Origin of the sequence: Saccharothrix deserti (genome assembly GCF_009769385.1) — a bacterium.
Taxonomy (GTDB): domain Bacteria; phylum Actinomycetota; class Actinomycetes; order Mycobacteriales; family Pseudonocardiaceae; genus Actinosynnema; species Actinosynnema deserti.
Genome location: NZ_ML775960.1, coordinates 92,843 through 114,721, shown reverse-complemented (window position 1 = coordinate 114,721; position 21,879 = coordinate 92,843). Strand labels below are relative to the sequence as shown.

23 protein-coding genes and 2 pseudogenes are annotated in these 21,879 nt (G+C 71.2%); 15 read left to right on the top strand and 10 right to left on the bottom strand.

Annotation, left to right across the window (positions count from 1 at the left end; genetic code table 11):
• Window positions 1-85: 85 nt before the first annotated feature.
• On the bottom strand, window positions 86-1,165 hold the full coding sequence (locus tag FM051_RS02710) for an Rv2629 family ribosome hibernation factor (protein ID WP_158840276.1): 1,080 nt from the start codon (window positions 1,163-1,165) through the stop codon (window positions 86-88).
• 48 nt (window positions 1,166-1,213) lie between these two features.
• Between FM051_RS02710 and FM051_RS02705 the strand changes: the two genes are divergently transcribed.
• From FM051_RS02705 to FM051_RS02680, 6 genes are all read left to right on the top strand, one after another.
• Window positions 1,214-1,912, top strand: coding sequence for an EcsC family protein (locus FM051_RS02705; RefSeq protein ID WP_158840274.1), 699 nt, complete (start codon window positions 1,214-1,216; stop codon window positions 1,910-1,912).
• Between the two features lie 390 nt (window positions 1,913-2,302).
• Complete coding sequence (locus tag FM051_RS53630) at window positions 2,303-2,599, top strand: hypothetical protein (RefSeq protein WP_338019443.1); 297 nt, start codon at window positions 2,303-2,305, stop codon at window positions 2,597-2,599.
• A 181-nt stretch (window positions 2,600-2,780) separates the two neighbouring features.
• Window positions 2,781-2,933, top strand: a complete 153-nt coding sequence (locus FM051_RS02695; protein ID WP_158840272.1) for a hypothetical protein — start codon at window positions 2,781-2,783, stop codon at window positions 2,931-2,933.
• Window positions 2,934-2,965: 32 nt separating this feature from the next.
• Window positions 2,966-3,160 carry a hypothetical protein gene (locus FM051_RS02690; protein WP_158840270.1) on the top strand — a complete coding sequence of 65 codons (195 nt, stop codon included), beginning with the start codon at window positions 2,966-2,968 and terminating at the stop codon, window positions 3,158-3,160.
• A 294-nt stretch (window positions 3,161-3,454) separates the two neighbouring features.
• Complete coding sequence (locus FM051_RS02685; protein WP_158840268.1) at window positions 3,455-3,691, top strand: hypothetical protein; 237 nt, start codon at window positions 3,455-3,457, stop codon at window positions 3,689-3,691.
• 256 nt (window positions 3,692-3,947) lie between these two features.
• On the top strand, window positions 3,948-4,379 hold the full coding sequence (locus FM051_RS02680) for a CBS domain-containing protein (protein ID WP_158840266.1): 432 nt from the start codon (window positions 3,948-3,950) through the stop codon (window positions 4,377-4,379).
• A gap of 51 nt (window positions 4,380-4,430) precedes the next feature.
• On the opposite strand, the gene FM051_RS02675 is transcribed toward FM051_RS02680, so the two are convergent.
• A complete protein-coding gene (locus tag FM051_RS02675; RefSeq protein ID WP_158840264.1) occupies window positions 4,431-4,988 on the bottom strand; it encodes a CGNR zinc finger domain-containing protein in 558 nt (185 codons plus the stop codon).
• Window positions 4,989-5,049: 61 nt separating this feature from the next.
• Between FM051_RS02675 and FM051_RS02670 the strand changes: the two genes are divergently transcribed.
• Entirely contained in the window at window positions 5,050-5,700 is a 651-nt protein-coding gene (locus FM051_RS02670) for a maleylpyruvate isomerase family mycothiol-dependent enzyme (RefSeq protein ID WP_158840262.1), read from the top strand.
• A gap of 3 nt (window positions 5,701-5,703) precedes the next feature.
• Here FM051_RS02670 and FM051_RS02665 read toward each other — a convergent pair whose 3' ends face one another.
• Window positions 5,704-6,474, bottom strand: coding sequence for an arylamine N-acetyltransferase family protein (locus FM051_RS02665; RefSeq protein WP_158840260.1), 771 nt, complete (start codon window positions 6,472-6,474; stop codon window positions 5,704-5,706).
• Between the two features lie 156 nt (window positions 6,475-6,630).
• Between FM051_RS02665 and FM051_RS02660 the strand changes: the two genes are divergently transcribed.
• Window positions 6,631-7,566: a DUF3500 domain-containing protein gene (locus FM051_RS02660; RefSeq protein WP_158840258.1), complete on the top strand. Its 936-nt coding sequence runs from the start codon at window positions 6,631-6,633 to the stop codon at window positions 7,564-7,566.
• Window positions 7,567-7,632: 66 nt separating this feature from the next.
• Entirely contained in the window at window positions 7,633-8,265 is a 633-nt protein-coding gene (locus FM051_RS02655; protein WP_158840256.1) for an endonuclease V, read from the top strand.
• Here the strand turns inward: FM051_RS02655 and FM051_RS02650 are convergent.
• Window positions 8,258-8,671: pseudogene (locus FM051_RS02650) on the bottom strand (LysR family transcriptional regulator substrate-binding protein); the annotation flags it as partial. The gene FM051_RS02655 and the pseudogene FM051_RS02650 sit on opposite strands and share 8 nt — an antisense overlap.
• Between FM051_RS02650 and FM051_RS51475 the strand changes: the two are divergent.
• Window positions 8,670-8,816: pseudogene (locus FM051_RS51475) on the top strand (MFS transporter); the annotation flags it as partial. The pseudogenes FM051_RS02650 and FM051_RS51475 overlap by 2 nt on opposite strands.
• Here the strand turns inward: FM051_RS51475 and add are convergent.
• Window positions 8,773-9,774: an adenosine deaminase gene (gene add / locus FM051_RS02640; protein WP_158840254.1), complete on the bottom strand. Its 1,002-nt coding sequence runs from the start codon at window positions 9,772-9,774 to the stop codon at window positions 8,773-8,775. The pseudogene FM051_RS51475 and the gene add sit on opposite strands and share 44 nt — an antisense overlap.
• Before the next feature lie 161 nt (window positions 9,775-9,935).
• On the opposite strand from add, the gene FM051_RS02635 reads away from it, so the two are divergent.
• The 3 genes from FM051_RS02635 to FM051_RS02625 all read left to right on the top strand — a co-directional run bounded on the left by FM051_RS02635 (window position 9,936) and on the right by FM051_RS02625 (window position 13,782).
• Window positions 9,936-11,783 (top strand): Xaa-Pro dipeptidyl-peptidase, encoded by a 1,848-nt coding sequence (locus FM051_RS02635; protein WP_158840252.1) that lies wholly within the window; start codon window positions 9,936-9,938, stop codon window positions 11,781-11,783.
• Window positions 11,784-11,876: 93 nt separating this feature from the next.
• Window positions 11,877-12,641, top strand: a complete 765-nt coding sequence (locus FM051_RS02630) for a peptidoglycan DD-metalloendopeptidase family protein (RefSeq protein ID WP_158840250.1) — start codon at window positions 11,877-11,879, stop codon at window positions 12,639-12,641.
• A 115-nt stretch (window positions 12,642-12,756) separates the two neighbouring features.
• Window positions 12,757-13,782: a DUF4192 domain-containing protein gene (locus FM051_RS02625; protein ID WP_158840248.1), complete on the top strand. Its 1,026-nt coding sequence runs from the start codon at window positions 12,757-12,759 to the stop codon at window positions 13,780-13,782.
• A 116-nt stretch (window positions 13,783-13,898) separates the two neighbouring features.
• Here the strand turns inward: FM051_RS02625 and FM051_RS02620 are convergent, their stop codons facing one another.
• Genes FM051_RS02620 through FM051_RS02605 form a run of 4 tightly spaced genes read right to left on the bottom strand, consistent with a single transcriptional unit; the run spans window position 13,899 to window position 18,813 of the window.
• Window positions 13,899-15,953, bottom strand: coding sequence for an alpha/beta hydrolase family protein (locus FM051_RS02620; RefSeq protein ID WP_158840246.1), 2,055 nt, complete (start codon window positions 15,951-15,953; stop codon window positions 13,899-13,901).
• Window positions 15,953-16,915, bottom strand: coding sequence for a UDP-glucose 4-epimerase GalE (gene galE, locus FM051_RS02615; RefSeq protein ID WP_158840244.1), 963 nt, complete (start codon window positions 16,913-16,915; stop codon window positions 15,953-15,955). The genes FM051_RS02620 and galE overlap by 1 nt, the downstream gene beginning before the upstream one ends.
• A 48-nt stretch (window positions 16,916-16,963) precedes the next feature.
• Window positions 16,964-18,124 carry a galactokinase gene (gene galK, locus FM051_RS02610; RefSeq protein WP_158840242.1) on the bottom strand — a complete coding sequence of 387 codons (1,161 nt, stop codon included), beginning with the start codon at window positions 18,122-18,124 and terminating at the stop codon, window positions 16,964-16,966.
• Window positions 18,121-18,813 (bottom strand): iron-dependent transcriptional repressor DtxR, encoded by a 693-nt coding sequence (locus tag FM051_RS02605; RefSeq protein WP_158840240.1) that lies wholly within the window; start codon window positions 18,811-18,813, stop codon window positions 18,121-18,123. The genes galK and FM051_RS02605 overlap by 4 nt, the downstream gene beginning before the upstream one ends.
• Window positions 18,814-18,874: 61 nt before the next feature.
• Between FM051_RS02605 and FM051_RS02600 the strand changes: the two genes are divergently transcribed.
• Window positions 18,875-19,723: a sulfurtransferase gene (locus FM051_RS02600; RefSeq protein ID WP_158840238.1), complete on the top strand. Its 849-nt coding sequence runs from the start codon at window positions 18,875-18,877 to the stop codon at window positions 19,721-19,723.
• Window positions 19,724-19,920: 197 nt separating this feature from the next.
• Here FM051_RS02600 and FM051_RS02595 read toward each other — a convergent pair whose 3' ends face one another.
• Window positions 19,921-20,541, bottom strand: a complete 621-nt coding sequence (locus FM051_RS02595) for a hypothetical protein (protein WP_158840236.1) — start codon at window positions 20,539-20,541, stop codon at window positions 19,921-19,923.
• Between the two features lie 162 nt (window positions 20,542-20,703).
• Here FM051_RS02595 and FM051_RS02590 point away from each other — a divergent pair, with 162 nt between their 5' ends.
• A complete protein-coding gene (locus tag FM051_RS02590) occupies window positions 20,704-21,879 on the top strand; it encodes an acetoin utilization protein AcuC (RefSeq protein WP_158840234.1) in 1,176 nt (391 codons plus the stop codon).

Genomic DNA, 21,879 nt, shown 5'->3' with positions numbered 1-21,879 from the left:
CTCACCGGGGGTGATCGGGGGTCGCCCCCGCGCTCGGAGCACATGAGCGCGGCGACGACCCCGTTTTGGTGCTGGTAGCCCGGTGCTAGTAGCGCAGCAGCGCGCCCACGCCCTCGCGCAGGCCGGCGACCTCGGCGACGACCACCTGCGCGCCGGTCGCGGCGGCGGCGGTGCCGAGGGCCTCGTCGGCGCGGTGCTCGCCGACGTGTTCGACGCCCAGGCCGCGCAGGTCGTTCTCGCGCAGCGCGAGCTGTGCCGGGTCGTCGCCGGACCACACGGTGCGGTCGCCCAGCGCCGGGTCCGACACCAGCAGCGCGGCCACCTTCGCCTCGCGCAGCGCCTCCACCACGGGCGCGAGGCCCTGCACCGCGCGGCCGTCCGGACGGCCTGACTCGGCGGCGAACTCCTCCACCACGTCGTTGTCCAGGTCGAACTGGTACTGGGCGACGAGCGACTGCACCGCGTGGTCGAACGCGGCGTCGTCCGCGCCCTCGGCGAGGGTCGCGCCCTCGACCTCGATCAGCACGTCCCGGCACCGCGGGCTCAGCTCCTCGCGCACCTCGGCGCGGGCCTGCACCTCGCCGCCCAGGATCAGCAGCCGGGCGTTCAGGCGGGTCACCAGCCGGTCGATCTCCTCGGCGACGTGCGTCGCGTTGCGCTTGGTCGTCTCCTCGACGGCCTTCTGGAGGCGTCGGTGCGACCAGCCGCCACCGCCGACCTTGTGCAACGGGTGCTCCTCACCGCGCACCTCGGCGGTCCGCTCGCCCCGCCCGTCGTACCCGTGCAGGTCCGCGCCCGCCCGGTCGACCAGCACGACCACGTGCGGCACGGTGGGTTCCATCCAGGTGGCCAGCGGCAGCAGGTGCGGCAGGTCGGACCACCGCGCGGTCTCGGTGGCGGGCGGGCGTGGCAGCACCCGGTCCAGCAGCAGCCGCCCGTGCGCCGCGATCAGCGCCCGACCGGACTTGCCGGAGACCGGCGTCAGCACCGCCCCCTCCAACGCGTCCAACGTCGCCTCGTCCGCACCCTGCCCGGCCAGCTCCTCGCGCACACCGCGCCAGCGCAGCTCCATGGCCTTGGCCGCGTCCTCGGTGTCGTGCGAGGCGTCCAGGTAGACCGACGCGAACGGGCCGCGTTGCCTGACCAGCTCTCCCAGCGAAGACATGTCCATTGGCCTCGGCTACCCGCTCGCGCGCCGCGTAACCTCGGGGACATGGTCGACGAACCGGGTGCGATCACCAGGGTGCAGCAGAACGCGGTTGACCACCTCCTGCGGGTGGGCATCAACGGTTTCGGGCCGTTCAAGGGCGCCGAGCAGATGGCCGTGGAGGCGCTGGAGAAGGGGCTGACGCCGGAGGAGGCGATCAAGCACCTGATCCGCACGCACGTCGCCGCGGCGGGCGTGCAGGGTTTCGCCACGAACATCGGCGGCCTGATCACGTTGCCGATCACCCTGCCCGCGAACCTGACCGCCGCCTACCTGGTGCAGACGCACCTGATCGCCTCGATCGCCGCCGTGTACGGGCACGACCTGGAGAGCGACGACGTGCAGACCGCGATCCTGGTGTGCCTGCTGGGCAACGCGGGGACCGAGCTGCTGAAGAAGGCGGGCATCAAGGTGGGGTCCAAGCTCACCATGAACCTGATCGAGCGAATCCCCGCGCAGCTCATCCGCGAGATCAACAAGCGGGTCGGCTTCACCCTGCTGGCCAAGTACGGCACCACCAGGGCGACCGTCACCCTGGCCAAGGGCGTGCCGCTGGTGGGAGGCGTCATCGGCGGAACGTTCGACGCCGTCACGACCCGCGCCGTAGGCGCCTTCGCCTCCCGCTTCTTCACCGAACGCGACGAGCCCCCGGCGGTCGTGGACGGCACCGTGATCGAGGGCGAGGTCCTGGAGATCCGAGAGTAATCGGCCCAACGGAACGCCCCGTGCTTGGACCTTAGCGTGGGCCAATCCGGCTCCTAGCGTGACGTCCCATGGGGACGACGAAGGTGCTCGCGGTCGCTCAGGTGGCCAACTCGGTCGGTGACGGGGCGTTCTACGTGTGCTCCGCGCTCTACTTCACCCGGATCGTGGGCTTGTCGGCCTCCCAGGTCGGCATCGCCTTGACGGTGGCCTGGGCGGTGGCCGGGGTGGGGTTCGGGCACCTCGCCGACCGGGTCGGGGCGCGGCGGGTCGCGGTGGGGTTGGCCGTGGTGACGGCGGGGGCGTTGGCGTCGTTCCTGGTGGTGCGGTCGTTCTGGGCGTTCGTGGTGGCGGCGTGCGTCTACACGTGCGGGCATCCAGGTCGTCGGCGAGATGCTGCACGGCGCGGGCTCGTGGGAGATCGGGTTCGGCCTCGCGCCGGCCGACAAGCAGGGCCAGTACCAGGGCTTTTACGGTACCGGCACGGCCGTCGCGCGCACCGTCGGCCCCCTGCTGCCGACCACGCTGGTGCTCGGCGGGGGAGTGGTGGGCTGGCTGCTGCTGGGCGCGCTGTTCCTGGCCGCCGCCCTCGCCATGACGCCCGCCGTGCGGTGGTCGCAGGAACGGCGGGCGTCTTTGCCCACCGGAAAAACGGCATCCACCGATAAAACAGTTGGCGCTTCGACGTGAAGCACGCTAACGTCATGACCATGTTCTTCCAGATCTACTTCTGAGGATCTCTTCCTCCAGCGCCGCACAGGCCTCGGGCCGTGCCGCGCCCTTCTCCTGGTGGCCCTAGCGGCTGTTTTCGCGACCCTGTCGAACCACGGGTCGTAGCCTTTGCACGCCTCGACATCGAGGAGGCGATCGCATGCCCACCATGCGCAACGAACCGCCACACGACGGTCAGCCGACCAACCGCGCCGCACGCCGCGGCGCACGCTCGTCCGGCGCGGTCCACCCGCGTTTCGGCGGCGGCCGAGCTGTCGTCAACCCGCGCCAGTACGCCATGCGGCGCCGCTGACCAGCGACTTCGCCACACCCCAGGAGGCAGAAATGACCAAGCAGGACGTTCCGCAGGGCGACGGCGAGCAGGAGCAGCAGGAGCAGGAACTGCCTGAGGCCCCGCTCAACCGCGCCGCCCGCCGCGGCCACGCCAACAAGAACGACAGCGTGAACAAGGTTCCCGGCCGGCCGCACCAGAACACGTTCGTGGGACGGCGCGTGTTCCGCCGCACCAGCGGCGGCTGACGGGCACCACCGCCGAGATCGGGCACCGTCGCGGGCGCGTTCGACAACGCGCCCGCGACGGTGCTCGTCGCGGTCCGACTGCGCGCGATCCTCGGCACCGAACCTGATCCGGTGTCGGCGCGCACGATTTTCCAGCGCAGTGAAGGCAATCCGCTGTCGGGCAGGCGCGTTTTCCGTGACCTGCCGGGAAATCGAGGACACGACCCCGCTTCAGTCCATTGTGGACGCGGGGATTCCCGTCGTGGACGGCGACGGCTGCGCACTCCGGCACGCGTCGTGCCATACCTGGCGTTGATGTCGCCGATCGCGGGCGTGATCGCGGACCGGTACGGGTACCGGGCGGTCGCGTCGGGGGACACGGCCGTGATCTTGATCGGTACCGTGCCGCTGCTCCAGGCGGGTGATGATCTGGGGGACCTGGCGTGGCGGTTGGCGGTGATCGGGATCGGGCACGGGCTGTTCGCCGGACCCGACGCGGCGACGGTTCCAGAGCGGACGCCGCCGGAGCTGATGGCACCTCCGGAGGCGTGATGATGCTGGTCCGGACGGTCGGCCTCTCCGTCGGACCGGCGTCGGGCGCGGCGCCGGGAGGTTCCGCCGGACGGCGGTGGTGATCGTCGTGGTGACCGCGCCGGGGTGCTCGCGACAGCGTCTCAACCGCGTCTCGACTGAGGTCCGACTCGACGGAGAATGGTCTTATCGGGCGCGTGATCTGCCGATCACGTGCTCGGAGAACTAGCCTGAACTGGGTAGCAACCGGGTCTGACGTAGATCGGGAGGCGCCCCAATGAGGATCGCTGACGTGTTGCGGAACAAAGGCTCGGCCGTGGCCACGGTCGAGTCGAGAGCGTCGGTAGCGGATCTCGTCGCCGCGCTGGCCGAGCACAACGTGGGCGCGATGGTCGTGATCGGGCCCGAGGGCGGTATCGCCGGGATCGTGTCGGAACGGGACGTCGTGCGGAAGCTGCACGACCGGGGCGGCGAGCTGTTGGCCGCGCCGGTGTCGGAGATCATGACCAGCGAGCTGTTCACCTGCTCGCCGCGCGATTCGGTCGACAGCCTCACGGTGTTGATGACCGAGCAGCGCATCCGCCACGTGCCGGTGGTCGACGGTGACCGGTTGGTCGGCATCGTCAGCATCGGCGACGTGGTGAAGAGCCGGATCAACCAGTTGCAAGAGGACCAGGACCAACTGACCGCCTACATCGTCCAGGGATAGTCACCGGCCGCGCGAGCGCCCTCGGGTGCTCGCGCGGCTTCCGGCGTGACCTCAGTCGTGTGCGCGGTGGTAGTGCCGGCTGACCCTGGCCCGGTTCCCGCACGACGGTTTGCACCACTCCTGCCGGGGGTGGGTTTTGACGAAGTACCGGATGCACCTGGGGGCGGGGCAGGCTCGTAGTTCCGCCCGCGTCCCGCTCGCCAGGAACTCGATCGCCGCCGTCGCCAACGTCGCGAGCAGGCGATCACCCGCGTCGGCCGAGTCCTCGTAACGCAACCGGGGTTGCTCGGTCCACTGCTCGGTCCACTCCAACCGCGCCGCCCTGGGCACCCGCGCGGCGGCATCGTTGACCGTCTTCAGCGCACGGTCGAAGTCCAGCAAGTGCGGCGTGTCCAAGCGCTCGTTCGCCCGCGCCGCGTGCGCGAACAGCGAACGCACGGCCCAGCGCAGCTCGATCACCCGCTGCCGCAGCGCTTCGTCCGGCTCGACCTCGCCCCCGACGCCGACCTCGACCCACGCCGCGAAGCCCTCCGGCGTGGACAGGTCGTCCGTGAGCCCGCCGTGTCCGTCGACCCGGACCGTGCTCGCGAACTCCAACGCCAGTGCCACCCGGGCCAGTCTAGTGTAGGTTCCCTAACGGACTTGACCTGACAAACCATTAGGGGGAGTTGTGACGATCCAGGCGAACGCGCTGGACGCCCACCGCAGGCTGGCCGTCCTGATCGAAGACCTCACCGACGAGCAGGTGGCCGAACCCTCGGCGCTGCCCGGCTGGACGCGCGGCCACGTGCTGGCCCACCTGGCCAACGTCACCGTCGCCATGGCGGGTCAGGCCGAGCACGAGGGCACGAAGGTCGAGGTGTACCCCGGCGGACGCCCCGCCCGCGACGCCGCGATCGAAGCCGGCGCCGGACGTTCGGCGGCGGAGCACCGGGCCGCGATCGCCGACGCCGTAGCCCGGCTCACCAAGGCCTGGGACGACGTCCGCGACTGGGACGCTCCCGTCTTCTACCGCGACGGCACGCTGACCGGCACCGCCTACGGCGTGTGGCGCGAGGTCGAGATCCACATCCGCGACCTCGACCTCGGCCCGGTCACGTGGTCGCCCGAGTTCTGCGACCACGTGGTCGAGTTCCTGTCGGTGCGCGTGCCCGACGGCGTCCGGCTCACCCTGCGGGCCGACGACCGCCGGTGGGTGATCGGCGAGGGTGACGACGTGGAGCTGACCGGCTCGCGCACCGATCTGGTCGCGTGGCTCGCCGGGCGCGAACCGGACGGTGGGATCACTGGCGACGAGCCCGAGCTCAAGCCCTGGCCGTAGCGCTCAGCCCGGCAGTTCCAGCCCGAACTGCTCGCGCAGCACGGTGGCCCGTTCGTCGACGGTCATGCCGCGCTTGACCACCTCGCCGTTCGGCCGCGTCTCGGTCAGCTCCAGGTCGGTGACGTTGTAGCGGGCGTGTTCGTCGGTGCGCTGCACCAGCAGCCTGCCGCGGAACTTCGACGCCGGGTGCGTGCACAGGTAGTGGCTGACGATGGCGTAGTCCGCGGGCACGGCCGGGGTCTCGGGGAAGTCGTACAGCGCCACCCACTCGCCGCCCTGGAACGACCGGAGCGTCCACGTGCCGTCGAGGTGGTCCAGCCGGAACGTCCAGTCGCCCTGCCGCGCGACCGCGCCGGCGGTCAACGGCAGCGGTTCCAGCAGCCCGCCGCCGCCGAAGCCGACGTCCACCACCCAGCGCCGGTCCACGCGCAGCAGGGCGTGCGTGCGCGGGAGGTCGGGGCCGGAGCGGTTGAGCAGGACGCGGGCGGCGAGGCCGGTCACCTCGTAGCCGAGCCGGTCGAGCACGGCGGCGAACAGCAGGTTCTGCTCGAAGCAGTACCCGCCGCGCCGCCGTGCCACCAGCTTGTCCTGCAACGACGGCACGTCCAGCGCGAGCGGCACGCCGTCGCGCACGTCGGCGTTCTCGAAGCTGATGGCCGCCAGGTGGGCGCGGTGCAGGCCGCGCAGCGTCGTCGCCCGGTCGGCGTCCGGGTCGAGGGTGAAGGCGACGCGGTCGAGGTACGCGTCCAAGTCGATGAGCTCCCCATTCCACACAACGCCAGAATGGCAGCCGGCGACCGGCCGTCACACCCGTAACCTTCGGCGCCCGCCCTGTCACACCGCCGGCGCCGACAGGTTGGGCGACACCTCGGGCTCACTCCAGGACTGCTACCTCCTGCTGCGCAACATGAAAGCGGATAAGTTCGAGTAATGCTGCATGAGATCGCTGAAGCCACACGGGGCTTCCTCAACCTGTTGGACGACGGACAACGCGCGGTCGCGGTGCGGAGCATGTCCGATGACGGGCTGCGCACGCGGTGGTCGTACCTGCCCGGTCGACGGCCGGGCCTCGTCTACGGCGACCTCACGCGCGATCAGCGCAAAGGCGTGCACCGGCTGCTCTCGTGCGTGCTCAGCCCGCACGCCTACGCGCAGGCCGCCGCGGTGATGGCGTTAGAGGACGTGCTGGACGACCGCGAAGGAGGCCGCCGGGACCGGAACCAGGGCGACTTCTGGACCGTGCTGCTCGGTGAGCCGGGTGACGAGCCGTGGGGCTGGCGGGTCGAGGGGCACCACCTCTCGGTGAGCGTGGTGGTGGCCGACGGACGCGTGTCGGCCACCCCCCTCTTCCTCGGCGCCCAGCCGGCCCGGACGACGTACCGGGGGCACACGGTGTTGCAGCCCTTGCGGTTGGAGGAGGAACTGGCCCGCGAACTGCTGGACCGCATGGGCCGCACGGCGCGCGGGTTGGCCGTGGTCTCCGACACCGCGCCGCCGGACATCCTGACCGGCAACTCGCCCCGCGTCGGCGACCTGGAACCCGCCGGGGTCACGCCCGCACAGCTCGACCGGGAGTCACGCGGGCTGCTGGTCGGGCTGGTGCGGTACTACCTCGACCGGCTGCACAGCGACCTGGCCGACGAGGAGTTCGACGCCCTGGACCTGGAACGACTGCACTTCGCCTGGCAGGGTTCGGCCAAGCGCGGTGAAGGGCACTACTACCGGATCCAGGGGCCGGAGTTGCTGATCGAGTACGACAACACGGCCTACAACGCCAACCATGCGCACGCGGTGTGGCGGCGGCGGTCCGGTGACTTCGGTGAGGACCTGCTCGCCGCGCACCGCGCCTCGGTCAGGCACGAGTGACCCCGAAGTGACGACCCCGAAGTGACGACCCCGAAGTGACGACCCCGAAGTGACGACCACGAAGTGATGACTCCCGAAGAAGCGATCGCGGAGCAGGAACGACTGCGGCCGCTGGTGTCGACGCGCACCGACCCCGGGCTGGTGGTGCGGCACGTCGCCGGGCTCGACGTGTCCTACGCCGACGACGACCGGTTGGCGGCGGCGGTCGTGGTGCTGGACGCGGAGTCGTTGGAGACGGTGGACTCGGCCGTGGTGACGGGCAAGGCGGATTTCCCTTACCTGCCGGGGCTGTTCGCGTTCCGGGAGCTGCCGTCGCTGCTGGAGGCGATGGAGAAGCTGACCGTGACGCCGGACCTGCTGGTGTGCGACGGGCAGGGGTTCGCGCATCCACGGCGGTTCGGGTTGGCCTGCCACCTGGGGGTGGTGACGGACATGCCGAGCGTGGGCGTGGCCAAGACGCCCATGGGGTCGTTCGCCATGCCTGACGACGTGCGTGGCGCCTACACCGACCTCGTGGACGACGGCGAGGTCGTGGGGCGGGCGTTGCGGACGAGGGAAGGCGTGAAGCCGGTGTTCGTGTCCGTGGGGCACCGCATCGACCTCGACCGGGCGTGCGCCGAGGTGCTGCGGTTGTGCGTGACGCGGCTTCCGGAGACGACCCGGCGTTCGGACTCGTTGGGCCGGGCCCGGCTCAAGTAGGTCGCCCCGCGAGCGTCCCCGCCTCGGCGAGCAACGTCACGAAGGCCGAGGTGAGCGGGTCGGGGGTCTTGTGCGCGTAGGCGACGAGGGTCCTTTGCACCGGCGGGTCCGTGCGGAGGACCGCCCCGTCGAACGTCTCGGGCAGGATGTTGCTGGGCACCAGCGCGGGACCCAGCCCGGACGCGGCCAGGACGGGTGCCGCCGCCGTCTGCTCGGTGCGCACGGCGGCGCGGGGTTGGAAACCCCGAGCCGCGCAGGCCGCGTCGACCAGGTCCGCCAGACCGTTGCCGGGCGCGTAGTGCACCCAACTGTCCTCGGCGAGTGCCCTCAGGTCGATCGGGGCGCGGTGGTGGGTGTCGGGCGGGAGGACGATCACGAACTCCTCCACGCCCAGGGGCTTCTGGGGCGCGTGGCTGGGCGGCGTGGCGATCGACGCCGGGTTCGGCTACACCGCGCCCAACTGGGTGGGCGCGGTGCTGGCGTTCGCCGGGCTCGGCGTGGCGGTGGTCAGTGGCCGAGCGCGTCGATCTCGGCCAGCAGTGACCGTTTGAGGTCGGGTGGGGCGAAACTGGCCCGTACTCCGGTGCGGGCCAGTTCGGCGAGTTCGGTCCGGCCGAGGCCGAACACCTCGTGGCACAGCAGGTACTCGCGGTCCAGGTCGGTGTGGAACATGCCGGGGTCGTCGGTGGCCAGGGTGACCGGCACGCCCGCGTCGAGCAGCCTCGGCAGCGGGTGGTCCTTCAGGTCCTTCACGGCGCCCGTGCGGATGTTGGAGGTCGGGCAGACCTCCAGGGTGATCCCCTCGGCGGCCAGTCGGCGCAGCAGTTCCGGGTCGGCCGCCGCGTTGATGCCGTGGCCGACGCGTTCGGCGTGCAGCTCGTCGAGCGCTTCCCGGACCTGGTCCGGACCGGTGGTCTCGCCCGCGTGCGGCACGCAGTGCAGGCCCGCGTCCCGGGCGAGGGTGAACGCCTCCCGGAACGCCCGGCGCGGCGCGTCCGCCTCGAACCCGCCGAGACCGAAGCCGACCGTGCCCGCCGGCCGGTGCGTGGTGGCGTACTTCGCGCTGGTGACGCCGAAGTCCCGGTCCCACAGGCCGGGGATGTCGAACACCCAGGCCAGCTCGACGCCGTGCTCCCGCCTGGCCCGTTCGCGGCTGGTGGTGAGGGCTTCGTCCAACTCCTCCGGCGCGATGCCCGCCCGCAGGTGGCTGGTCGCGCTGACGGTCACCTCGGCGTACCGGACGTTGCGGCGCGCCTGCTCCTCGGCCAGGCCCAGCACCAGCGCGGCGACGTCGTCGCCCGTGGTGACCAGGTCGTTCACCGCGGCGTAGACGTCGATGAAGTGGCCGAAACCGGTGAACTCGTAGAACCGGAGCAGCTCCGCCTCGTCGGTCGGGACGCCGTGTTGCCGGTGTCGGCGGGCGAGGGTGAGGACGGTGGCGGGGGAGGCTGACCCGACGAGGTGGACGTGCAACTCCACTTTGGGCAGCGCGGCAATGAAATCACGCATGGCCCGAGCGAGTCTGCACATGTCTCCGTCGCTGGTCAAGGGGCCGATCGTCGGGTCTTCACCGGTCTGTCCATTGTGGACTTCGGGCACCCTTGACAGGTGTTGTGGTGCCCGGAAGGGTCAGCCCGAAAACCTGTCCTGCACATGATGGGGGTTCGGTCGTGAAGGGTGCACGGAGAGCCGCGGTGCTCGCCGCTCTGGTCACGTTGCCGCTGGGGTTGACGCCCGCGGTGGCCGGTGCCGCGCCGGAGGGCCCGGTGTTCCGCGACGGCGAGGCGCAACCCGTCTTCGACGTGGCGGACGTGGTGCGCGAGAGCGTGTGGGTGCGCGCGCCGGTCGACAGCGACCGCGACGGGCACGACGACGAGGTCTACGCCGAGGTGGTGCGCCAGAAGGCCACCGACCGCGGGTTGAAGGTCCCGGTCGTGTTCTTCAACAGCCCGTACTTCTCCGGCGGCAACGACGTGGCCAACCACGACGTCGACGTGGAGCTGTACGAGCCGAACCACCGCGGTGGGTACGACAAGCGCGACGGGTCGGTGCTGAAGGCCGAGGCGGACGAGCGGATCGCCGCGGCCGTCGGGCCCAACCCGGCGCCGATCCGGTCCGGGCGTTACGAGGACTACTTCATCTCGCGCGGCTTCGCCATGGTGTACGCCGAATCGCTGGGCACCGGCAAGTCGTCCGGCTGCCCCACGTCGGGCGGGCGCAACGAGACCATCGGCTCGAAGTCCGTGGTCGACTGGCTCAACGGCCGCACCACCGCGCGTGACGCCGCCGGCGCTGCGGTCGAGGCCGACTGGACCACCGGCAAGGTCGGCATGATGGGCGTGTCGTACAACGGCACCCTGCCGAACGCCGTCGCGGCGACCGGGGTCGAGGGCCTGGAGGCCATCGTGCCCATCGCGGCCATCTCCAGCTGGTACGACTACTACCGGGCCGACGGCGCGGTGGTGGCTCCCGGCACGTTCCAGGGCGAGGACCTGGATGTGTTGGCGGAGTACGTCTACACGCGCGCGGACCGGGAGATCTGCAAGCCGGTGATCGCCGACGTGGCCGCCCGGCAGGACCGGGTTACCGGCGACTACAGCCCGTTCTGGGACGAGCGGAACTACGTGAAGGACGCCGCCAAGGTGCAAGCCGCGGTGCTGGCCGTGCACGGGTTGAGCGACTGGAACGTCAAGGTCAAGCACGTCGCGCAGTGGTACGAGGCGTTGCGGCGGCACGGGGTGGAGCACAAGATCTGGCTGCACCGGGCCGCGCACACCGACCCCGACACGCTGCGGTCGGTCGAGTGGCGGCGCACGGTCAACCGGTGGTTCAGCCACTACCTGTACGGGATCGACAACGGCATCGAGCGCGAGCCGAAGGCGACGATCCAGCGCGAGGACAAGACCACCTGGGTGGACGAGGCCGACTGGCCCGCTCCCGGCACGTCGCCTGCCCGCGTGTACCCGTGGGCGGGTGGGTCGGCCAAGGGCGCGTTGCGGTTCGAGTCGGTGCCCGGCCGGTCGGTGGTGGAGTCGTTGCGCGACGACTCGTCGAAGTTGGCCGAGGACCTGATCGACCTGCCCGCCTCGGGCAACCGCCTGCTGTACGCGACGAGGCCGGCCACCGCGCCGCTCCGGTTCTCCGGCACCGCGCGGGTCGGCCTGGCGGTCTCGTTCGACCGGCAGGCGGCGAACGTGACGGCGCTGCTGGTGGACCGGGCGCCGGACGGCACTTCGCACGTGATCACGCGGGGGTGGACGGACCCGCAGAACCGGGTGTCGCCGTCGCGGACCAAGCCGATCGAGCCCGGCAGGCAGTACCGGGTGGAGGTCGAGCTGGAGCCGAACGACTACGTCGTGCCGGCCGGGCACTCGGTGGAGTTCGTGGTGATCTCCAGCGACTACGACTACACGTTGCGCCCGAAGCCGGGCGCCGGGCTGTCGATCGACCTGAACGCCACCGTGGTCGAACTGCCCGTGGTGGGTGGCGTAGCGGCGTTGCGCCGTTCGGTTGGTTAGGAAGTAATTCACGAAGCGAATACCTGGTAACTCTTCCACCAAGGCGGCTGGGCGTGGTCGGATCACCACACCCAGTCGTCATGGAGGTGGCAGATGAGCCGACGCGTGTTCGTCATGGCCTTGATGGCACCGCTGATCGGTCTAGTCCTCACGCAGGGCGAGGCCTCGGCGGCGCCGAATTTCCAGATGCCGTTCCCCTGCAACCAGGTGTGGGAAGGGCAGACGCGCACCGGGCACAGTCCCCCGAACTCGGTCGACTTCAACCGCACGAACGACGACGGCGACCCGGTGGTCGCGTCGGCCGCGGGGACCGTCACGCGGGTGGCGAACGAGGGCAGCACCAGCTACGGGCGGTGGGTCGAGATCGACCACGGTTCCGGTTGGCGGACCCGGTACGCGCACCTGTCCGTGCAGTCCGTGTCCGTCGGGCAGTCCGTGCGGCTCGGCCAGCGGATCGGCAACGTCGGCAACACCGGCGGGTCGACCGGGGCGCACCTGCACTACGAGCAGAGGCTCAACGGGGCCGACCAGAAGATCACGTTCAACGGGTCGCAGATCTTCTACTGGGGCACGCGCAGCTACACCAGTCGCAACTCCTGCACCAGCGGGGGAGTGACCGGGACGGTCGGGACCGACAGCGGTGCGGCGGTGACCATCCGTTCGGGCCCCGGGACGTCCTACGCGGCCGTGGGATCGGTCGCCAACGGCGCGACGGTGACGATCAGCTGCCAGGCGCAGGGTGAGACGATCACCGGCAAGTACGGCACCACCAACCTGTGGGACAAGATCGGGTCGGGTTACATCTCCGATGCGTTCGTGTACACAGGTTCGGACGGTCAGGTAGCACCGAACTGCTGAGTTTCCGCAGCTGACGGGGCCGCTCCCAGTTCGCTGGGAGCGGCCCTTTTCGAGTTGTCCACAGATTCCACTTCGCCCGTGGGCCTTCGCGCCGACTTCCGCCAGAGTCGGCCCCATGACGAAACTCCTCCCCAGGACCCGACTCCACGACCCGGGCGACCTGATCGCCGCCGTGCCGCACCTCATCGGCTTCCACCCGACCGATTCGATGGTCGTGCTGGTGGTGCAGGACGACGACATAGCCATGACCCTGCGCATCGACCTGCCACCTCCCGGCGTGCCGCACCGCGTGGCCGACCAGTTGACGGCCCCGCTGTCGCGGTGTCGTTCCGCCAACGCGGTGATCGTCGTGATCGGCGGGGGTTCCGGCGACCCACCCGAAGACCTGCCGCACGACGCGTTGGTCGACGAGGTGGACGACGCCCTGCACGCCGCACGCGTGCCGCTCCTGTTGGCGGTGTGGACACGTGCGACGGCGAAGGGCGAGTCCTGGTTCGACTACCACGACGTGGGCACATCCGGCACGGTCCCGGACCCGACGAGCACGACGCTGGCCGCCACCACGGCGGCCGAGGGCCACATCACCTACGCCAGCCGCGAGGCCATGGCCGAACTCCTGGCGGCGGACCCACCGGAAGCGCTGTCCCGCCGAGCCACCCTGCTCAACCGACGGGCGGCCGACACCCCACACCGACTGGACGGCACCATCCCACCCCGGCACCAGGAACTGATCCACGCCGAGGTGGTCCGGGCCGCGACCCGAAAACGCCCGCTCACCGACGAGGAAGTAGCCGACCTGGCCCACGCCCTGTCGAACCCGTGGGTCCGCGATTCCAGCCTCGGGTACTGCGTAGGCGAACACGCCCAGAGCGCCGAGGCCCTGTGGACAGAACTGACCCGAGCCTGTCCCGCACCGGAACGAGCCGAACCGGCCACCCTCCTGGCGTTCTCGGCCTACATCAAGGGCTTGGGCACCCTGGCGTCCCTGGCCCTGGACCGAGCCGAACAAGCCCACCCGGGCCACCGCCTGTCGGAACTGCTCAGAGCGGCCCTGGACACCGGCCTGTCCCCGGACCACCTACGACAACTGGCCGAACGCGCGGCGGAAACGGACTGGACCACCCCACCCAACCCGCCCTGACGCCCACCCGTCGATGACGTCATCGGTCGGCAAGGGCTCGACGTCGTGCACGCGCGAGCCCTCGCCGACCGGTTCGACCGCCGGAAGAGTGCCGGCCGCTAGAGGAGTTCCGGCCGCTAGAGGAGTTCCGGCCGCTGCCAGGGCTCGCCCAGCACGTGCTCGGCCAGGAACGCGAAGATCGTCTCGTACCAGATCTTGGCGTTACCGGGCGTCAGGATCCAGTGGTTCTCGTTCGGGTAGTACAGGAACTTCGCCGGCACACCGTGCCGCACGAGGTCGAAGTACAGCCGTTGCCCCTCACCGATGGGAACCCGGTAGTCCTTGTCGCCGTGGATCACCAGCATGGGCGTCTTGATGTCCGCTACCCGCAGGTGCGGCGAGTTCGCCCGCACCTGCTCCTGCTGCCGCAGCGGGTCGCCCATCTCGCGGATCCAGTAGTACGAGTCGTCCGTGCTCCCGGTGAACGCGTCCAGGTGCCACAACGACGCGTGCGTCACGATCGCCTTGAACCGGTCGGTCTGCGTGGCGATCCAGTTCGCCATGTACCCGCCGAACGACCCGCCCATCGCCGCCGTGCGCGAGTCGTCGATGTCGTCCCGCCGCACCGCCACATCGGTGATCGACATCAGGTCCGTGTACGGCTTCGCGCCCCACGAAGCCCACCCGGCGCGCACGAAGTCGTGCCCGTACCCGGTGGACAGCGCCGGGTCCGGCAGCAGCACCGCGTACCCCCGCGCGGCCATCAGCCACGGGTTCCAGCGCCAGCTCCACCCGCTCCAGCTCATCACCGGACCGCCGTGCACCCACAGCAGCAACGGCGCGGGCTGCTCCGCCGACGCACCGGCAGGCAGCACCAGCCACGCCCGCACGGTCCGCCCGTCCTCGACCACCGTGTCGATCTCGGTCAACGTCCCCGGCAGCGACTCGACCGCACCGGGCGCGGGCAGCGGCACGGCCTGCTGGTCCACCCCGGACGCCGACAGCCGCACCGGCCGCGGCGGCTGGTCGACGGCGTTGCGCAGCGCGTACACCGAAGCACCGTCCGGGCTCACCCGGACATCGGTGTACGCACCGGACGCGGTCAGCTTCACCACCGCGCCGGACGCCAGGTCGAGCTTCCAGATCGGCTGGTGCCCCCGGTGGCTGCTGGTGAAGTACACCGCGTCACCGGTCGGGCTCACCACCGGGTGGTCCGGCTCCTCGGTGAAGTCCGCCGCCAACTCCTCGACCGCACCCGACTCCAGGTCGATGCGCACCAACGTGTTGATCCACGGGCTGTCCATCGTCGAGTCGAACGCCCGCACCGCGATCACACCCGACGAGTCGGGCAGGAACGCCGGCTGCAGGAACGAATGCCCTTCCTGGTCGGCCAGCACGCGGTCCGTGGCGCCGTCCGCCGACTTCAGCCGCAGCCGGACCCGGTGCCCGTAGGACGGGCTCACCGCGACGTTCTCGGCGTGCACCACCCACCGCCCGTCCGGGCTGATGGCGGGCGAGTCCTCCAGCCGCGCGGCGGCGTTGGGCATCAGGTCCACCAGGCCCCCGGCCTGGTCGATGCGCCCGCTGTCCACGTCGACCGGCGCGGTGGTCGCCAGCAGCCGGGGGAAGCTCGGGCCGAGGTCCGAATCCCAGTACCGGATCGGGTAGGACTCGTGCAGGATCGCGGTCACCCCGGCGTCCTCACGGGCCTTGCGGTGCTCCTCGTCCTGCTCGCCGAACTCCACCGTCGGGTGCGCACCCGCCGCGAGCAGCACCGTGCCCGCCTGCCGCGCCACCACGAACTCCGACACGCCACCGGCGGGCCGGTACAGCTCGCGCGCCTCGCCGACGGGAGGCAGCAGCCACAGCGCAGCCTTGTCCTTGGCCGCCTTGCCGTCCGCCGGCTTGGCCTCCTGGTCCGGCCGCGCCGAGACGAACAGCAACGCGCCGTCCGGCGTGAACGCGGGCGCCGACTCGCCCTTCGCACCGCGCGTCAACCGCCGCGCGGGACGCTCGCCGGCGGGATCGACCTCCCACAGCGCCCCCTGCCACGTCTTGCCGTCCGGCGACAACGTCGCCACCACGGTGACCAGCCGCGTCCCGTCCGGCGACAACGCCAACGACGAGATCCGCGGCATCTCGGTGAACGAGGTCAGGTCCCCGAACCCGGCCTCGGTGATCTTGCCTTCCATCACGCCCCCTGTAGTGACCGGGTGAACTCCCACGCGTCGCGCACGATGCCGGCCAGGTCCACCCGCTCGGGCTTCCAGCCCAGCTCGGTGCGGGCCCGCTCACTGGAGGCCACCAGCACCGCCGGGTCACCCGCCCGGCGCGGCGCGACGTCGGCCGGGATCGGGTGCCCGGTCACCTCACGGCACGCGTCGACGACCTGCCGGACCGAGAAACCCAACCCGTTGCCCAGGTTGTAGATCCGGTGCTCGCCGGTCGCCGCGTGCTCCAGCGCCCGCAGGTGCGCGTCGGCCAGGTCCACGACGTGGATGTAGTCGCGGACGCACGTGCCGTCGTCGGTCGGCCAGTCGTCGCCGTACACCTGCACCTGCTCGCGCTTGCCCAGCGCGACCTGCAACACGATCGGGATCAGGTGCGTCTCCACACCGTGCCGCTCGCCGAACCGCCCGTACGCGCCCGCCACGTTGAAGTAGCGCAGCGACACGGCGGCCAGGCCGTGCGCGGCGGCGTACGAGGTGATCGCGTGGTCGATCGCGAGCTTCGTCGCGCCGTAGGTGTTGGTGGGCCGGGTCGGCGCGGTCTCCGCGATCGGCACCTGCTCCGGCTCGCCGTAGGTCGCGGCGGTGGAGGAGAACACCAGCCTGGGCGTGCCGTGCTCGCGCATCGCGTCCAGCAGCCGCAGCGACGTCACCACGTTGCCGTGCCAGTACTTCGCCGGGTCCTGCATGGACTCGCCGACCAGCGACTTGGCCGCGAAGTGCAGCACGCCGTCGAAGCCCTCCGCGAGGACACCGCCGATCGCCTCGTCGATGCCCGCCTCGACCAGCCGGACGCCGTCGGGCACGGCGTCCGCGTGCCCGGTGGACAGGTCGTCCAGCACGACCACCTCGTGCCCGGACTCGACCAGCCTGGCCGCGCAGACGCTGCCCACGTACCCGGCACCGCCCGTGACGAGCAACTTCACCTGCAACCCCGCTTTCAGTGTTCGATCAGATCAGCATTCGTCCGGACATCATTCATCCCGGCCGGCGCCCGCCGAGGGCACGGCCGTGAAAGTCCTCGGTGTCGTCCAGCCGTGCTCCGCGAACGCGGCGAGCACCTGCCGCACCACCTCGTCGTGCCGCTCCACCGGCACCAGCGCGATCGCCGACCCGCCGAAACCGCCGCCGATCATCCGGGCGCCCAGCGCGCCCGCCGCCTTCGCCGCGTCCACGGCCACGTCCAGCTCCGGCGCGGACACCTTGTAGTCGTCGCGCAGGCTCGCGTGCGACGCGTCGAGCAACGGCCCCAGCTCGGCCAGCCGGCCGGTGCGCAGCAGCTCCACCGACTCCAGCACCCGCTCGTTCTCCGTCACCACGTGCCGCGCCAGCGGGCGCAGCTCCTCGGGCAGCCGGGCCAACGCGCCGTCCAGCTCGCTCACGTCCACGTCCCGCAGCGCGGGAACACCCAGGATCGAGGCCGCCTGCTCACAGCCCGCACGACGCGCGCCGTAGCCGCCGTCGGTGTGCGAGTGACTGGCCCGCGTGTCGATGACCAGCACTTCGAGGCCGTGCTCGGCGGCGTCGAACGGCACCTGCTCGGCCTTGAACGAGCGCACGTCGAGGAACAGCACGTGCGCCTCGGTGCAGCACAGCGACGCGGTCTGGTCGAGCAGTCCGGTGGGCGCGCCGACGAAGTCGTTCTCCGCGCGCTGCACCCAGCGCGCGATCTGCGGCAGGTCGTCGGCGGGGCGGTCGGCGAGCCCGAGCAGCGCGAGCGCCACCGCGCACTCCAGCGCGTGCGACGAGGACAGGCCCGCGCCCGCCGGCACGTCACCGGCGATCACCAGGTTCGCCCCGCCGGTCACGCCCTGGTCGCGCAGCACCCACGCCACGCCCGTCGGGTACGCGGCCCAGCCCCGGACGACGCCGGGTTCGAGGTCCGCGACGGTGACCGGTGAGGTGTGCTGCACGGTGCCGTCGTCACCGACGGTGGCCACGTGCAACTGGCCGTCGTCACGCGGTGACGCGGCCACCGCGGTCCGGTGCGGCAACGCGAACGGCAGCACGAAGCCGTCGTTGTAGTCGGTGTGTTCCCCGATCAGGTTCACCCGGCCGGGTGCGGACCAGACGCCTTGCGGCGCGGTGCCGTGCAGCCGGGTGAACGCGGCGACCGCACGCCGCGCCGGGCTCACCGCGCCTGCACCAGCACGGCGTGCGCCACCGCTGGGTCCAACTCGGCGACCGTGCCGTTGCCGCGCACCTGGATGAGCTTCGCGCCGCCGAGCGAGTCGATCTCGACCGTGCCGCCCGGCACCACGCCGACGGCCTTCAACTCGGCCATCAGGTCCTCGTCGAGCTGCACGTGCTCGGCGATCCGGCGCACCTCGACGCGACCGCCGCCGCGCCGGGCCACCTCGTCGACGCGCACCAGGTCCGCCTCGGCGGGCGGCGCGGGCTCGCCGTCGCCCAGCTTGTCCAGACCGGGGATGGGGTTGCCGTAGGGGGACGTGGTGGGGTTGCCGAGGAGCTTGACCAGCTTGCGCTCGACGGCCTCGCTCATGACGTGCTCCCAGCGGCACGCCTCGCTGTGCACGTGCTCCCACTCCAGGCCGATGATGTCGACCAGGAGGCGCTCGGCGAGCCGGTGTTTGCGCATGACCGCGATGGCCAGGTTGCGGCCCTGCTCGGTCAGCTCCAGGTGGCGGTCGTCGGCCACGATGACGAGGCCGTCGCGCTCCATCCGGCCGACGGTCTGGCTGACCGTCGGACCGCTCTGCGCCAAGCGCTCGGCGATCCGTGCGCGGAGAGGCACTACGCCCTCTTCTTCGAGTTCGTAGATCGTGCGCAAGTACATCTCGGTGGTGTCGATGAGCTCGTTCACACCCGCTCCCCTTCGTATGGCGTCAATGCTAGTCGGCCGGTCACGGGTGCAGGATGGTGCCGTGCATCCACTGATCAGCACCGAAGCCCTGGCCTCCGCGCTGAACGGCGCCGAACCCCCGGTCGTGCTCGACGTCCGCTGGCGACTTGGCGGACCACCGGGACGCCAAGACTACGAGGTCGGGCACGTTCCCGGTGCGGTCTACGTCGACCTGGACACCGAGCTGTCGTCGGAGCCCGGCGCCGGTGGCCGCCACCCCCTGCCTGATCCGGCCGCGCTGCAGGCCGTGCTGCGGGCCGCGGGGGTCCGTGAAGGTCACCCGGTCGTGGCGTACGACGGTGGTGACGGCTCGGTCGCGGCGCGTGCATGGTGGCTCTTGCGGTGGGCTGGTCACCCGGAAGTGTCGGTTCTGGACGGTGGTTTCGCGGCGTGGTCCGCCGAGGCTCGTCCCGTTAACGCGGACACGCCGACGCCTATTCCCGGGGACGTCGTGGTGCGCCCCGGCGCCATGCCCGTGCTCGACGCCGACGAGGCCGCCGCCTTCGCCCGTGAGGGCACGCTGCTCGACGCCCGCGCCCCCGAGCGCTACCGCGGCGAGACGGAGCCGGTCGACCCGCGCGCCGGCCACATCCCCGGCGCCCTCAACGCACCGACCTCCGGCCACACCGCCGACGGCCGCTGGCTCCCGGCCCCGGCACTCGCGGAGCGCTTCCAGGCCATCGGCGTCTCACCCGACCGCCCGGTCGCCGCCTACTGCGGGTCGGGCGTCACGGCATCTTCGGTGGTCCTGGCCCTGGAAGTGGCCGGCCTCACCACACCGGACGCCCCCGCCCCGCTCTACGCCGGCTCCTGGTCGCAGTGGTCGTCGGACCCCACCCGCCCCGCCGCCACCGGCCCGAACCCCGACTGACCCCACCCCACCGCCACCGGCCCCAACCGGACCACCACGCGAGGTCGCGTCGGTCGTTCGCGCCTCATTTTCCGGCGATCACGCTCTTCGATCGTCGGAAAATCAGGCGCGAGCGGCCGACTTCCAGGCGACCTCGCCCGCGACGCCGGAGGCGGCGCAATCCAACACAGTCTGCGGAGCAGCGGCAATCAAACACTTCAAGCGTTGGGGATCTTTTCGAAGCCCTTGGTCGCGAGCTTGAGCGCGATCGCGCACGGGTCGAAGTCGTCGATCGGCGTCACGGTGGCCTGGAACGCGGGGGTGATCTCGTCCGGGTCGTCGGTCAGCATGACGAGGACCGTGCAGTCGCCGCCCTTCTCCTTCACCTCGTACGCGGTGTTGCCGCCGATCTCGATGGGGCGCGCCTCGCCCTCGTACTCGGCGAACGTGACCATGAACAGCACGACCGAGAACGGGTCCTCCGTGCTCTGCACGCAGCCCTTCTCGCCGCCCTTCGCCGCACCGACCGCCGCGGCCACCTCCTCGGGGGTGAGGAGGTCGCAGTCCTCGTAGCCCTCGGTCTTCTTCTTCGTCGTGATCTTGACGTCGCCGGCCGGCTTGTCCGAGCCGGTCGGGTCCGCCGCGGGCGTGCTGGTCTTGTTGGACGTCTTGTTGGAGGTCTTCGTCGAGGACGGCTTGCCGGAGGTGGTCTTCTCACCGCTCGACCCACCCGCCGCGGCGACCGGGCTGCCGACGACCTTGGTGGCGCAGGCCGTGAGGCCGAGCGTGAGCGCCAAGGCCAGCACAGTGGTCAGGGCGGAGACTCGTCGCAGGTGCATGTCCTCTATGACCCCGTTCCGACGTGCGGGGTTCCATCCTCGATGGCCGCAATCCTGGCCCGCCTCGTCTCGGCAGACTCTAAGTCCACGCAGGACCCACGAGGCGCACGGCGACCAAGCTGTGATCACGCCATCGCCCGGTCGGTGGGTTAGGTTGCCGACATGGGCAAGGCAGCCGCTGTCGTCTGGGACGAGTCCTTCCTCGGTTACGACCTGGGCGGGGACCACCCGCTCAACCCGGTCCGCTTGGACCTGACCATCCGGCTGGCGACCGCGCTGGGTGTGCTGGACGGCGTCGACCTCGTCGCGCCCGAACCGGCGCCGGACGCCGAGATCGAACGCGTCCACGAGCCGTCGTACCTCAACGCCGTGCAGGCCGCGCCGATGGCCGGCTGGGACGTCGGCCACGGTCTCGGCACCGCGGACAACCCGGTGTTCACCCGGATGCACGAGGCATCGGCGCTGGTCGTGGGCGGTTCGCTGGCCGCCGCACGGCGGATCGCGTCCGGTGACGTGGACCGGGCGGTGAACATCGCGGGCGGGCTGCACCACGCCATGCGCGACCACGCGGCCGGGTTCTGCGTCTACAACGACTGCGCGGTGGCCATCTCCTGGCTGCTCGACAACGGCTTCGACCGGATCGCCTACGTCGACACCGACGTGCACCACGGCGACGGCGTGCAGACCGCCTTCTACGACGACCCGCGCGTGCTCACGGTGTCGGTGCACCAGAGCCCGCTGAGCCTGTGGCCGGGCACCGGACGGGCGGCCGAACTGGGTGGCGCGGGCGCGGAGGGCACGAGCGTGAACCTGGCCCTGCCGCCCGGCACCGGCGACCAGGCCTGGCTGCGCGCGTTCGACGCCACCGTCCCGTCCCTGCTCCGGGCCTTCCGGCCGCAGCTGCTGGTCACGCAGTGCGGCGTGGACACGCACCGCGAGGACCCGCTGGCCGACCTCGCGCTCACCGTGGACGGCCACCGTGCGATCTACCGCCGCCTGCGCGACCTGGCGGAGGAGACCGCGAACGGCCGGTGGCTGGCCCTCGGCGGCGGCGGGTACGAGCTGCTGCGCGTCGTCCCGCGCAGTTGGACGCACCTGCTGGCCACCGTGCTCGACCGGGACGTCGACCCGAACACCCCGCTGCCCGCGGACTGGGTCGCCCACGCGTCCACCCTGGCGCCGAACTGGCCGTTGCCGATCGCCATGACCGACGGCGCCGACACGGCGTTCGAACCGTGGGGCGGCCAGGTGGACACCCCGGTCGACCTGGCGATCCGGGAGACCCGACGGGCGTTGTTCCCGCTGCACGGCCTGGACCCCGACGATCCGAGGGACTGA

What these genes read in the sequence shown, in the direction of transcription:
- FM051_RS02685 (WP_158840268.1), top strand. Translation starts at nt 3,455, where the DNA reads ATGTCGCCGATCGCGGGCGTGATCGCGGACCGGTACGGGTACCGGGCG.
- FM051_RS02705 (WP_158840274.1), top strand. Translation starts at nt 1,214, where the DNA reads ATGGTCGACGAACCGGGTGCGATCACCAGGGTGCAGCAGAACGCGGTT.
- FM051_RS02590 (WP_158840234.1), top strand. Translation starts at nt 20,704, where the DNA reads ATGGGCAAGGCAGCCGCTGTCGTCTGGGACGAGTCCTTCCTCGGTTAC.
- FM051_RS02660 (WP_158840258.1), top strand. Translation starts at nt 6,631, where the DNA reads ATGCTGCATGAGATCGCTGAAGCCACACGGGGCTTCCTCAACCTGTTG.
- FM051_RS02695 (WP_158840272.1), top strand. Translation starts at nt 2,781, where the DNA reads ATGCCCACCATGCGCAACGAACCGCCACACGACGGTCAGCCGACCAAC.
- FM051_RS02630 (WP_158840250.1), top strand. Translation starts at nt 11,877, where the DNA reads ATGAGCCGACGCGTGTTCGTCATGGCCTTGATGGCACCGCTGATCGGT.
- FM051_RS02690 (WP_158840270.1), top strand. Translation starts at nt 2,966, where the DNA reads ATGACCAAGCAGGACGTTCCGCAGGGCGACGGCGAGCAGGAGCAGCAG.
- FM051_RS02595 (WP_158840236.1), bottom strand. Translation starts at nt 20,541, where the DNA reads ATGCACCTGCGACGAGTCTCCGCCCTGACCACTGTGCTGGCCTTGGCG.
- FM051_RS02680 (WP_158840266.1), top strand. Translation starts at nt 3,948, where the DNA reads ATGAGGATCGCTGACGTGTTGCGGAACAAAGGCTCGGCCGTGGCCACG.
- FM051_RS02710 (WP_158840276.1), bottom strand. Translation starts at nt 1,165, where the DNA reads ATGTCTTCGCTGGGAGAGCTGGTCAGGCAACGCGGCCCGTTCGCGTCG.
- FM051_RS53630 (WP_338019443.1), top strand. Translation starts at nt 2,303, where the DNA reads ATGCTGCACGGCGCGGGCTCGTGGGAGATCGGGTTCGGCCTCGCGCCG.
- add (WP_158840254.1), bottom strand. Translation starts at nt 9,774, where the DNA reads ATGCGTGATTTCATTGCCGCGCTGCCCAAAGTGGAGTTGCACGTCCAC.
- FM051_RS02655 (WP_158840256.1), top strand. Translation starts at nt 7,633, where the DNA reads ATGACTCCCGAAGAAGCGATCGCGGAGCAGGAACGACTGCGGCCGCTG.
- FM051_RS02625 (WP_158840248.1), top strand. Translation starts at nt 12,757, where the DNA reads ATGACGAAACTCCTCCCCAGGACCCGACTCCACGACCCGGGCGACCTG.
- FM051_RS02620 (WP_158840246.1), bottom strand. Translation starts at nt 15,953, where the DNA reads ATGGAAGGCAAGATCACCGAGGCCGGGTTCGGGGACCTGACCTCGTTC.